Here is an 11,929-nt window from a genome sequence, read left to right on the forward strand (position 1 = left end):
AGCCGCGTCGAATTTGCCGCCGGTGTAGTCGGCGTCCGGGCGGCGCAGGTTGATCACCAGCTGAAGCGGAAACACCAAGTCCCCGTAGAGATCCTGATGCAGAGCAGTCCAATCGTCGATGCCGTACTTGAGCATGACAGCGGTCAACCTGATCTGGGCGGCGGCGCGGCAGGCCGCCAACCAGTCATCGAGCAGTCGGGCCGCGGGGCGTCCCGGCCGAGCTTGGCCCAGACGGCCCGGGCGTTGGCAGCCTTCGGAGGGTTTTGGTCATGTCGTCAGCTTGGTACCAACGTCCCGCCGGGCAATGACTTTCCTGGGTCCAACCGCTGGCCCGGAATATGTGCAGCGGGTACCGTGTTTGTCGCGGACGAGTTGGCTGGGCGACCGCGGCTCGAGTTGGACTTGTGTTAGCGCGCAAGGCCAGCGCCGAGTCGAGGAAAGTCCGGACTTCACAGAGCAGGGTGATTGCTAACGGCAATCCGAGGTGACTCGCGGGAAAGTGCCACAGAAACAAACCGCCACCTTCGTGGTGGTAAGGGTGAAACGGTGCGGTAAGAGCGCACCAGCATCCCGGGCGACCGGGATGGCTAGGCAAACCCCACCCGAAGCAAGGCCAAGAAGGCCGCACCGCAAGTGCGGCCGCGCAGACGTTCGAGGGTTGCTCGCCCGAGTCTGCGGGTAGGCCGCTCGAGGCACCCGGCAACGGTGTGCCCAGATGGATGGTCGCCGCCGTGCCGCCGTTGGTTCAGCCGCGGCGGTGGGGAACAGAATCCGGCTTACAGGCCAACTCGCCCGCGCTCGCCGACGTACGACGCTTGTCGGCTGGGCTCAGCGTCGCGTGTTGCGCACGGATTTGTCGAGCTGGTGCAGCGCAGCGTCGAGCCGGTCCCGACAATTTTTGGCCACATCGCACTCCTGCTGATAGAGCAGCCCGTAGGTGAACGTGTCCTCGCCTGCGGTATGGGCGGCTTCGGCCTGCGCAAGCAGATGCTCCCGGCTGACCACACTGTCTTGATGATCACCGAGCAACGTTTGGATGGCCTTGGCCTGCTGGGCCACCTGATTCGCGCCGGTGGCCGCCGCGGTGTAGCGTAACCGCTTGGCGCGCTTGCGGATCCGATGCAACGCCTCGTTGGGATTGTAGTCCGTGCCGGGACCGTCGTGGCCGTGCCCGCCGTCAGCCCCCGCAGCCGCCTGCGCGGCCTTGACCGCTTTGCGGACGCGGCGGTAGGCCCCGTCGATGCCCACCGGGGTTACCGATTGCGATCCCTGGCCGAACGCGATCACCGGGTATTCGGCCACCATCGTTTCTAACGCGTCGAGTAACCGGAAGTACCGCTTGGTACGCATGGCGACGAGCGACCGCCGCAGACCGGTGTGATAACGGCGACGAGCGCCCGCAACGAGACGTTCGCGTACTGGGCCGCGCACCAGCTCCGGGTCCAAGGTGTCCAGTTCGCGCTGGTAACGCTCCCCGAGCACCTCGGCATCGCGCGCCACACCCAAGACACCTGCGAGCTCTCGCAGCTCGTCGAGTATCCAGGCACCGTCGGCCAACCCGAACAAATCCTGGGCATCCTTCAGCAAGCTGCGAATCTTGCGGGTGGTCACCCGCATCTGATGCACGGCATCGTCAACGTCGGCGCGCACCGCCCGATCCCATACCAACAGCTCTTCCACCTGCTGGGCCACCGCGCGGTGGACAGGGTCCACCGGTGGCGTGCGAGCCACGTGCGATGCCGCGCCCAAGACCCGGGCCAGCTTGGAGCCGTGGCCGGCCGGTGCCGCGCCGGCGTCGAGCAGACGGTTGCTCAGCCGGTTGAGCAGCTCATGGCCGGCGGCTCCAGCGATATCGATGAGTTCGAGTTCCCACTCGCGCCACTGTTGTTCGGCGGGCGCGGCAGCAGAATCATCAACCTGTCCAACCGACCACGCGGTGACGTGGTCATTGCAGAATTCGGCCAGCGCGGCACCGTCGGCGCGGTAGAGGAATTGGCTTTCACGTTGAGTGGTGATTCGAGCCACCGGCTCAACGGGACGGTCGCGAACGATCGCCAGCACCACATCGAGCAACTCCGCCGGTACCGCCTCCCCGATGGCCTGCTGGGACCCGATCGGAGCATGGATCTCGGTACGGGCATCGGGTCCGGCCGGCAATTTCAGATGCCAACCCGCGTCGGCGCCGCCAGTGCGGCGCCGCAGGGTGATGCGGTGGCGAGCCAAGTCCTGCGCGGGTGTGTCGAAGTACACCGCATCAAGTGCTTGGACCGGCTTCTTCTCGACCCGTGCCACCGCTGCAATGCCCTCAAACGAAGGCGAAACTGTCGACTCGACCACGTCGAACTTGCGCTCGACCTCCATATGGCGCGCCGTCTTGGGCGCTTGTACAGGCATTTCCGCCTCCGCTGAAAGCGCGCTACCGCGCTCGTAAATTGTAGATAGGCATCATAGAGTGCCACACCATGGCTACCGGCCCGGCTCAGGCTCCGGTAGCCGGTTTACGGCATGTTTGTCTACGCGTGTCGTCAACACCACCTATCGTTTTCAGTGCGGGCTTACCGCTACTTTCGTTTCCCTGACGCAGGAGCTGTCGATGTTGTTCTTCGGTGGTGCCGCGCCCCGCGTGCTTACCGGTGGGCTAGTAGCCGGTGGGATGAGCGCCGCAACGCTTTTCGGTGCGGCCGGCCTGGCTTGGGCGGAGCCGGAGGACCCGGCGCCGCCGCCGAACTGCACGGCGGCCGATTTGGCCGGGGTGTCCTCCGGAGTCGCGGCGGCGACCGCCGCCTACCTGTTCACCCACCCGGACGTCAACGACTACTTCACCACCTTGAGGGGCCAGCCTCGCGACGAACTGCGTGACCAGCTGCAGCAGTACATGGACGCCAACCCGGGCGTTCACGCCGAGCTGCAGAGCATTCGTCAGCCGCTCACCGATTTCCGGAATAGGTGTCAGCAATAACCTAAAAGCAGTGCTGTTCGGCGGGGAATGCCCCGGCGGCCACCTCTGCTGCGTATTGTGCTGCCGCGCGGCGCAATTCGCCAGCAATATCGGCGTAGCGCTTGACGAAGCGAGCAGCCTTGCCGCTGCTGAGGCCCGCCATGTCCTGCCAGACCAGAACTTGGCCGTCGCAGTTCGGCCCGGCTCCGATCCCGACCGTCGGAATGGTCAGCTTGCCGGTGATCTGAGTAGCAAGGTCTGCCGGCACCATCTCCATCACCACTGCGAAGGCGCCGGCTTCGGCGACAGCGATGGCGTCCGCCACAGTCTGTTCGGCGGCGTCACCGCGACCCTGCACCCGAAACCCACCGAGTGTGTTGACGCTTTGCGGAGTGAAACCGATGTGGGCCATCACCGGGATACCCGCCGCCGTCAAGCAGGCAATCTGCTCAGCGACCCGCTCGCCGCCTTCCAGCTTGACGGCGTGCGCGGCACCTTCCTTCATAAACCGGGTCGCAGCAGCCAGCGCAGCGGTGGGACCGGCCTCGTAGCTGCCGAACGGCAGGTCTGCGACAACCAGCGCGTGTGGGGCACCCCGGGCGACGCCTCGGACCAGCGGAATCAGCTCATCGATCGAAATCGGGACCGTAGTGTCATAGCCGTAGACGACGTTCGCCGCAGAATCGCCGACCAGCAGCACCGGGATGCCGGCATCGTCGAAGACCCGTGCGGTGGAGTAGTCGTAGGCCGTCAACATGGCCCACTTATGGCCGTCGGCTTTCCACTTTTGCAAGTGCTGGATGCGGATTTTGGTCCGTGCGGCGGCCTGGTTGACCGGCGCCGACGGACTGGCCCCATAGATATTTTGCTCAGACATCATTGTCCCTAATTGTCCCTACGTGTTGGTCTGGTCGATCCTCGTGGCCCTGCTTGGGTCCCCGGGTTCGTCTGACTCTGCCAAGTCTGCCAGCTCTGCCGTGCCGGTGCACCGCGGGCCCCGGGATCGGCATACCATCGGCGGATGCAACGGCTCAGCGGCCTTGATGCCAGCTTCCTATACCTGGAAACCTCCTCTCAGTCGATGCATGTTTGCTCGATCATGGACCTGGATACGTCGACGATGCCGGGCGGCTATACTTTCGACCGGTTGCGCGACGCGCTGTCACTGCGCATCACAGCGATGCCGGAGTTTCGCGAAAAGCTCGCCAACAGCCCGCTGAACCTCGACCACCCGGTCTGGGTGGATGACCATGACTTCCATATCGATCGCCACTTGCACCGCATCGGACTGCCACCACCGGGCGGGCGGGTCGAGCTTGCCCAGATTTGCGGCCACATCGCGTCGCTGCCCTTGGACCGCGCCCGGCCGCTGTGGGAGATGTGGGTGATCGAAGGCGTGGCAGGCACTGACTGCCATCGCGACGGCCGCCTGGCGGTCATGACCAAGGTGCACCATGCCGCCGTCGACGGCGTGACCGGCGCCAATCTGATGTCGCAGGTGTGCACCACCGAAGCCGACGCACCCGCGCCAGATCCGGTGCCCGGCGTCGGGGACGGCACCGGCTGGCAAATTGCCGCCGGCGGTCTGGTCAGGTTCGCCGCCCGGCCCTTGCAACTGGCCAACATAGTGCCGCAGACGGTGTCCTCGGTGGTCTCGACCGTGTTACGGGCCCGCGACGGGCTGACCATGGCGCGTCCGTTTGCCGCGCCTCGCACGGTGTTCAACGCCAGTATCAGCGGCCGCCGCTCCATCGCATACGCGCAGCTGGATCTCGAGGACATCAAGACCGTGAAAAACCACTTCGGCGTCAAGGTCAACGATGTGGTGCTGGCCTTGGTGTCTGGGGTGCTTCGGCAATACCTAGGCGAGCGCGACGCGCTGCCTGAGTCGTCACTGGTGGCATCGGTGCCGATTTCGGTGCACGGCAAGTCCGATCGTCCCGGTCGTAACCAAGTTTCAGCCATGTTCGCTAGCCTGCACACCGAAATCGCCGATCCGGTGGAGCGTCTAAAAGCCATCGCGCAGGCGAACTCGGTTGCCAAGGGCCACAGTTCGGCCATCGGCGCCACGCTGTTGCAGGACTGGTCCCAGTTCGCCGCGCCGGCCGTCTTCGGGATCGCCATGCGGGTATATGCCAGGACCCGGCTGACCACGAGTTTGCCCGTGCACAACCTGGTGGTCTCCAATGTGCCGGGGCCGCAGGTGCCGTTGTACCTGCTGGGGTGCGAGGTCAAGTCGATGTATCCGCTGGGGCCGATCTTTCATGGCTCGGGTCTCAACATCACCGTGATGTCGCTGAACGGCAACTTGGACATCGGGCTGGTGTCGTGTCCAGATTTGCTACCGGATTTGTGGGAGCTGGCCGACGAGTTTGCCGTCGGGATGGAAGAACTGCTGGCGCCCGTCGGGTAATCGGCGTCGCGACGCTCGCTAGCCAGCATCTTCGGTGGTCTCTGGCACCATAGGTTTCCATGTTCCTGTCTCGGTTCCTGTCTCGCCGCGAAAAGCTCGCGCGCCTGCTGCTGGTCTGGACCGCGATTGCGGCCGTGGCGCTGGTGCTCACGGGCTGCATCCGCGTGGTCGGAGGGCGTGCCCGCATGGCCGAGCCTAAGCTGGGACAGCCGGTGCAGTGGACACCGTGCCGAAGCTCCAATCCGGCGGCCAAGATCCCCGGTGGCGCGCTGTGCGGCAAGCTGGCCGTGCCGGTCGACTATTCCCATCCTGGCGGCGACGTGGCGGCCCTGGCCTTGATTCGTTTTCCGGCGACGGGGGACAAGATCGGCTCGCTGGTCATCAATCCCGGTGGCCCTGGTGAATCGGGCATCGAAGCCGCGTTGGGTGTTTTCCAGACGTTGCCCAAGCGCGTGCACGAGCGCTTCGACCTGGTCGGTTTCGACCCCCGGGGAGTGGCTTCCTCGCGGCCCGCGGTGTGGTGTAACTCCGACGCCGACAACGACCGGCTACGGGCTGAGCCGCAGGTCGACTACAGCCAGGCGGGCGTGGCACGCATGGAGGACGAGACCAAGCAATTCGTCGGCCGGTGTGTGGAAAAGATGGGCAAGAACTTTTTGGCCAATGTCGGGACGGTCAATGTCGCAAAGGATTTGGACGCCATCCGGGCCGCGCTGGGCGACGATAAACTGACCTACCTGGGCTACTCTTACGGCACCCGAATCGGCTCCGCCTATGCCGAGGCCTACCCGCAGCGGGTGCGGGCGATGATCCTCGACGGCGCCGTGGACCCCAATGCGGATCCGATCGAGGCGGATCTGCGTCAGGCCAAAGGATTTCAGGACGCGTTCAACGACTACGCCGCTGACTGCGCTCAGGATTCGAGCTGCCCGCTGGGCGCCGACCCCACCAAAGCCGTGGAGGTCTACCACAGCCTGGTCGACCCGCTGGTGGACCCGAACAACCTGCAAGTGAGCAGGCCGGCGCACACCAACGACCCGCGCGGTCTGAGCTACAGCGACGCCATCGTCGGCACCATCATGGCCCTGTATTCGCCCAACTTATGGCAGCACTTGACCGACGGCCTGTCGGAGCTGGCCGACGATCGCGGCGATACCTTGCTGACGTTGGCCGACATGTACATGCGACGCGACTCGCACGGCCATTACACCAACGCTACTGATGCGCGGGTAGCGATCAACTGTGTGGACCAGCCGCCGATTACCGACCGCGCCAAGATCATTGACGAAGACCGCCGCTCGCGCGAGGTCGCGCCGTTCATGAGCTACGGGAAGTTCACCGGCAACGCGCCACTGGGCACCTGCGCGTTTTGGCCCGTGCCGTCAACCAGTAAGCCACACGCCGTGTCGGCCCCGGGCCTGGTGCCGACCGTCGTGGTGTCCACCACCCACGATCCGGCGACGCCGTACAAGGCCGGAGTCGACCTGGCCAACCAACTGCGTGGCTCGTTATTGACCTTCAACGGCACCCAGCACACCGTGGTATTCCAGGGCGACAGCTGCATCGACGACTACGTCACCGCGTATCTGATCGGCGGAACGACACCGCCCAACGGGGCCAAGTGCTAGCTCCGGCCGAAACAGGCGGGCCATCAGGACTCTCAGACAGCTAGGGACGTTTGGCCCTAGGGCGGCGTTGTCGCGGCCCGGAATACTTGGGCGGCTTGTGTCGAATGCATGGCCGGTCACCCGTATCCCTTGGAGCTAACCCATGACCACTGAAGCGCCGCTCGTCGAAGATCTGGAGGCCCGCCGACCGTTTCCGGCTCGGATCGGGCCTCAGGGCAACCTGATCTACAAGATCATCACCACGACCGATCACAAGATGATCGGCATCATGTACATGGTCGCCTGCTACATCTTCTTCTTTATCGCCGGTTTGATGGCCTTGCTCATCCGTGGTGAGCTCGCCGCGCCGGGCCTGCAATTCCTGTCCAACGAGCAGTACAACCAGCTGTTCACCATGCATGGCACGGCGATGTTGTTGTTCTACGCCACCCCGGTGGTGTTCGGCTTCGCCAACCTGGTGCTGCCCCTGCAGATCGGCGCTCCCGACGTGGCCTTTCCGCGTCTTAACGCCCTGTCGTTTTGGCTGTTTGTCTTTGGGGCCTTGATCGCGTTGAGTGGCTTCATCGTCCCCGGCGGTCCGGCCGACTTCGGCTGGACCGCTTATACTCCGCTGTCCAATGCGATCCACAGTCCCGGCGTGGGCGGCGACCTGTGGATTCTGGGCTTGGGCGTTGGTGGTCTGGGCACCATCTTGGGTGGGGTCAACATGCTCACCACCGTGGTGTGCTTGCGCGCCCCGGGCATGACCATGTTCCGGATGCCGATCTTCACCTGGAACATCATGGTCACCAGCGTGCTGGTGCTGATGATCTTCCCGCTGTTGACTGCTGCGCTGTTCGGGCTGGCCGCCGACCGCCACCTGGGTGCGCACATCTACGACGCGGCCAACGGCGGGGTGATCCTGTTCCAACACCTGTTCTGGTTCTTCGGGCACCCCGAGGTATACGTGATTGCGTTGCCTTTTTTCGGCATCATCTCCGAGGTCATCCCGGTATTTGCGCGCAAGCCGATCTTCGGCTATACCACGCTGGTCTACGCGACACTATCCATCGCCGCATTGTCCGTGGCGGTTTGGGCACATCACATGTTCGCCACCGGTGCGGTGCTGCTGCCGTTCTTCTCCTTCATGACGTTCTTGATCGCGGTGCCGACCGGTCTGAAATTCTTCAACTGGATCGGCACCATGTGGCGGGGCCAGTCGACATTCGAGACACCGATGCTGTTCTCGTTCGGATTCCTGGTCACCTTCCTGGCCGGCGGCCTGACCGGAGTGATGCTAGCCAGCCCACCGTTGGACTTCCACGTCAGCGACAGTTATTTCGTGGTGGCCCATTTCCACTACACGCTGTTTGGCACCATCGTGTTCGCCACCTATGCCGGCGTCTACTTCTGGTTCCCGAAGATGACCGGACGCCTACTCGACGAGCGGCTGGGCAAGCTGCACTTCTGGCTGACCTTCCTCGGTTTCCACACCACGTTCTTGGTCCAGCACTGGCTGGGCAATGCCGGCATGCCGCGCCGGTATGCGGACTATCTGCCCGGCGACGGCTACCAGACGCTGAACGTGATCTCCACAGTGGGGGCGTTCATTCTTGGCGTATCGGTGTTGCCGTTCATCTGGAATGTGTTCAAGAGCTGGCGCTTCGGCGAGCCGGTACTGGTCGACGACCCCTGGGGGCACGGCAACTCGCTGGAATGGGCTACCAGCTGCCCGCCGCCGCGGCACAACTTCACCGAACTGCCCCGGATCCGTTCGGAGCGGCCGGCATTCGAACTGCACTACCCGCACATGGTGAAGCGAATGCGCGCTGAAGCCCATGTCGGTCGGCCGCACCACGAACACGAAGAAGTGGAGAGCGTCAGCGCGGGCTGAGCGGCTGGCGCGTATCACTGCGCACCACGCCGATACGAGATCAAGGCGTAACCGTTTCGCGCCACGACAGGTATCCGTGAGTGAGACGATGCTGGCCATGTCGCGTCTGAGACCAGTCAGCTCGGCGCTGCTCTCACTCGGACTCGTCCTTGGTGCTCAACTTCCGGTGGCTAGCGCGACTCCGGAGCCCGACGCCGGTCAGACCCCGATACCAGCGGCGCCCACGGCAGCAACGCAGCAGAGTTGGGGCTCCTGCGTGGCCTTCATCGATGACACCAGCGACATCCCCACGGCGCAGTGCACAACCGTGCCCGTTCCCGTCGACTACGACAAACCCGGTGGGGCGCAAGCCAAGTTGGCGATGATCCGGATTCCCGCGACCGGGCGGCGGCTGGGGGCGCTGCTGGTCAACCCGGGCGGGCCGGGGGCATCTGCGGTCGACACGGTTGCCAGCATGGCGCCGGAGCTAAAGAGCACTGACATCGCCCGGCACTTCGATCTGGTCGGCTTTGATCCGCGCGGGGTAGGCCACTCTACGCCTTCCCTGCGATGCCGCACCGACGCTGAATTCGACGCTTACCGGCGCGATCCGATGGTCGACTACAGCCAGGCCGGGGTGGTCCACATCGAGCAGGTGTACCGCGAGTTGGTGCAGCACTGCGTCGACCGGATGGGCTTGGGTTTGCTGGCCAGCGTGGGCACCGCATCGGCCGCGCGCGATATGGACATGGTCCGCCAGGTGCTGGGCGACGATCAGATCAACTACCTCGGCTACAGCTATGGCACCGAGTTGGGCACCGCCTACATCGAACGCTTCGGCGCCCATGTCCGTGCGATGGTGCTCGACGGCGCAATCGACCCCACCATCGGCCCGATCGAGGAAAACGTCAAGCAGCTAGCCGGATTCCAGACCGCCTTCAACGACTACGCCGCGGACTGCGCCCGTTCAACGGCTTGCCCGCTGGGCACTGACGCGACCCAATGGGTCAACCGCTACCACGCGCTGGTCGATCCGCTGGTCAGCAACCCGGGTAAGACGTCGGATCCGCGCGGTCTAAGCTATGCCGACGCCACTACCGGCACCATCAATGCGCTCTACACCCCGCAGCACTGGAAGTACTTGACCAGTGGGCTGCTTGGGCTGCAGCGTGGCACCGACGCGGGCGACCTGCTGGCGCTCGCCGACGACTACGACGGCCGGGACCGCCAGGGCCATTATGACAACGACCAGGACGCGTTCAATGCGATTCGTTGTGTCGATGCCCCGACCCCAACGGACGCAGCGTCCTGGGTGGCTGCCGATCAACAATTCCGCCAGGCCGCTCCGTTTCTCAGCTATGGACAGTTCACTGGATTCGCCCCGCGCGATCTGTGCGCGTTATGGCCGGCGCCGGCAACGTCCATACCGCACGCCGCATCGCCGGCCGCGCCGGGCAAGGTCGTCGTAGTCTCGACAACCCACGACCCAGCCACTCCTTATCAGGCAGGAGTGGATCTGGCCCGCCAGTTGGGCGCCACGCTGATCACCTACGACGGCACGCAGCACACCACGGTATTCGACGGCAACGACTGTGTGGACACCGCAGTGGTGCGGTATTTCCTTGATTTGACCTTGCCGCCGCCGAACCTGCGCTGCGCTGCCTGAGCCCTCGGATCATCTACCGCAACGTGTCTGGCCCGGTATCGGTAACACGGAATTAACAGAACTTGCCTAGTGTTCGGGTTATGGATCGGCAGAAGGAATTTGTCCTGCGCACGTTGGAAGAGCGCGACATTCGCTTCGTGCGGCTTTGGTTCACCGACGTGCTCGGTTTCCTCAAGTCCGTCGCCATCGCCCCTGCTGAGCTCGAAGGCGCCTTTGAAGAAGGCATCGGCTTCGACGGGTCCTCGATCGAGGGCTTTGCCCGGGTATCCGAATCCGACACCGTGGCGCACCCCGATCCGTCGACCTTCCAGGTGTTGCCCTGGACGACCACTGCGGGCCACCATCACTCCGCGCGGATATTTTGCGACATCACCATGCCGGACGGCTCGCCGTCATGGGCCGACCCCAGGCATGTTTTGCGCCGGCAGTTGACGAAGGCCAACGAACTTGGCTTTTCCTGTTATGTGCACCCTGAGATTGAGTTCTTCTTGCTGAAGGCCGGTCCCGAAGACGGAACCGAGCCGATACCCATCGACAACGCCGGATACTTCGACCAGGCGGTGCACGAATCGGCCTCTAAGTTTCGTCGGCACGCGATTGAGGCCCTGGAATTCATGGGCATCTCGGTGGAGTTCAGCCACCATGAAGGCGGGCCCGGCCAGCAGGAGATCGACCTGCGTTTCGCCGACGCGTTATCCATGGCCGATAACGTGATGACATTCCGCTACGTCATCAAGGAAGTCGCGCTGGAGGAGGGCGTGCGCGCCACGTTCATGCCTAAGCCGTTCGGGCAGCATCCCGGTTCGGCGATGCATACCCACATGAGCCTGTTCGAGGGTGACGTCAACGCCTTCCACAGCCCCGACGACCCGCTGCAGCTCTCGGACGTGGGCAAGTCGTTTATCGCCGGGATTCTCGAGCACGCTTCCGAGATCAGCGCGGTCACCAATCAGTGGGTCAACTCCTACAAGCGGCTGGTTCAGGGCGGCGAGGCGCCCACTGCTGCCTCGTGGGGCGCGGCCAACCGTTCCGCGTTGGTGCGGGTGCCCATGTATACGCCGCACAAGACCTCCTCGCGGCGCATCGAGGTACGCAGCCCCGACTCGGCGTGCAATCCCTACTTGGCCTTCGCCGTGCTGCTAGCCGCTGGACTGCGCGGGGTGGAGAAGGGTTACGTGCTGGGCCCGCAGGCCGAGGACAACGTCTGGGACCTGACCCCCGAGGAACGCCGCACCATGGGCTACCGCGAGTTGCCGTCCAGTCTGGACAGTGCACTGCGCGCCATGGAGGCCTCCGAGCTGGTCGCGGAGGCGTTGGGGGAGCATGTTTTTGATTTTTTCCTGCGCAACAAGCGCCGAGAATGGGCCAATTACCGCAGCCACGTCACACCCTACGAACTGCGTACCTACCTGTCGCTGTAGCCCGATCCAGC

The 11,929-nt window shown here is 64.2% G+C and carries 8 protein-coding genes, 1 other RNA gene and 1 pseudogene; 7 read left to right on the forward strand and 3 right to left on the reverse strand.

Annotated features, from left to right (window positions below; all coding sequences use genetic code 11):
- Positions 1 to 9: 9 nt before the first annotated feature.
- Positions 10 to 242 (reverse strand): annotated as a pseudogene (locus tag F0Q45_RS00360) (2OG-Fe(II) oxygenase); the annotation flags it as partial.
- Positions 243 to 368: 126 nt separating this feature from the next.
- On the opposite strand from F0Q45_RS00360, the gene rnpB reads away from it, so the two are divergent.
- An RNA gene (gene rnpB / locus F0Q45_RS00365) (RNase P RNA component class A) lies at positions 369 to 795 on the forward strand.
- A 33-nt stretch (positions 796 to 828) separates the two neighbouring features.
- Here rnpB and F0Q45_RS00370 read toward each other — a convergent pair.
- Entirely contained in the window at positions 829 to 2,394 is a 1,566-nt protein-coding gene (locus F0Q45_RS00370) for a CYTH and CHAD domain-containing protein (protein WP_149651998.1), read from the reverse strand.
- A 199-nt stretch (positions 2,395 to 2,593) separates the two neighbouring features.
- Between F0Q45_RS00370 and F0Q45_RS00375 the strand changes: the two genes are divergently transcribed.
- The gene (locus F0Q45_RS00375; protein ID WP_149651999.1) at positions 2,594 to 2,959 is read left to right on the forward strand and encodes a heme-binding protein; all 366 of its coding nucleotides are present in this window, start codon (positions 2,594 to 2,596) and stop codon (positions 2,957 to 2,959) included.
- 1 nt (position 2,960) lies between these two features.
- On the opposite strand, the gene panB is transcribed toward F0Q45_RS00375, so the two are convergent.
- Positions 2,961 to 3,815 (reverse strand): 3-methyl-2-oxobutanoate hydroxymethyltransferase, encoded by an 855-nt coding sequence (gene panB / locus F0Q45_RS00380; protein WP_149652000.1) that lies wholly within the window; start codon positions 3,813 to 3,815, stop codon positions 2,961 to 2,963.
- 204 nt (positions 3,816 to 4,019) lie between these two features.
- On the opposite strand from panB, the gene F0Q45_RS00385 reads away from it, so the two are divergent.
- The 5 genes from F0Q45_RS00385 (at position 4,020) to glnA (ending at position 11,918) form a co-directional block, all read left to right on the forward strand.
- Complete coding sequence (locus F0Q45_RS00385; protein ID WP_373424890.1) at positions 4,020 to 5,351, forward strand: WS/DGAT/MGAT family O-acyltransferase; 1,332 nt, start codon at positions 4,020 to 4,022, stop codon at positions 5,349 to 5,351.
- A gap of 65 nt (positions 5,352 to 5,416) precedes the next feature.
- Entirely contained in the window at positions 5,417 to 6,979 is a 1,563-nt protein-coding gene (locus F0Q45_RS00390; RefSeq protein ID WP_149652062.1) for an alpha/beta hydrolase, read from the forward strand.
- Positions 6,980 to 7,121: 142 nt separating this feature from the next.
- Positions 7,122 to 8,852, forward strand: a complete 1,731-nt coding sequence (gene ctaD, locus F0Q45_RS00395) for an aa3-type cytochrome oxidase subunit I (protein ID WP_149652002.1) — start codon at positions 7,122 to 7,124, stop codon at positions 8,850 to 8,852.
- Positions 8,853 to 8,940: 88 nt separating this feature from the next.
- The gene (locus F0Q45_RS00400) at positions 8,941 to 10,497 is read left to right on the forward strand and encodes an alpha/beta hydrolase (protein ID WP_149652063.1); all 1,557 of its coding nucleotides are present in this window, start codon (positions 8,941 to 8,943) and stop codon (positions 10,495 to 10,497) included.
- Between the two features lie 80 nt (positions 10,498 to 10,577).
- Entirely contained in the window at positions 10,578 to 11,918 is a 1,341-nt protein-coding gene (glnA, locus tag F0Q45_RS00405; protein ID WP_149652003.1) for a type I glutamate--ammonia ligase, read from the forward strand.
- The last annotated feature ends 11 nt before the right edge of the window (positions 11,919 to 11,929 follow it).

Origin of the sequence: Mycobacterium simiae (genome assembly GCF_008370645.1) — a bacterium.
Classification (GTDB): Bacteria; Actinomycetota; Actinomycetes; order Mycobacteriales; family Mycobacteriaceae; genus Mycobacterium; species Mycobacterium simiae_A.

What these genes read in the sequence shown, in the direction of transcription:
- ctaD (WP_149652002.1), top strand. Translation starts at nt 7,122, where the DNA reads ATGACCACTGAAGCGCCGCTCGTCGAAGATCTGGAGGCCCGCCGACCG.
- F0Q45_RS00370 (WP_149651998.1), bottom strand. Translation starts at nt 2,394, where the DNA reads ATGCCTGTACAAGCGCCCAAGACGGCGCGCCATATGGAGGTCGAGCGC.
- F0Q45_RS00400 (WP_149652063.1), top strand. Translation starts at nt 8,941, where the DNA reads ATGCTGGCCATGTCGCGTCTGAGACCAGTCAGCTCGGCGCTGCTCTCA.
- F0Q45_RS00375 (WP_149651999.1), top strand. Translation starts at nt 2,594, where the DNA reads ATGTTGTTCTTCGGTGGTGCCGCGCCCCGCGTGCTTACCGGTGGGCTA.
- panB (WP_149652000.1), bottom strand. Translation starts at nt 3,815, where the DNA reads ATGTCTGAGCAAAATATCTATGGGGCCAGTCCGTCGGCGCCGGTCAAC.
- F0Q45_RS00385 (WP_373424890.1), top strand. Translation starts at nt 4,020, where the DNA reads ATGCATGTTTGCTCGATCATGGACCTGGATACGTCGACGATGCCGGGC.
- glnA (WP_149652003.1), top strand. Translation starts at nt 10,578, where the DNA reads ATGGATCGGCAGAAGGAATTTGTCCTGCGCACGTTGGAAGAGCGCGAC.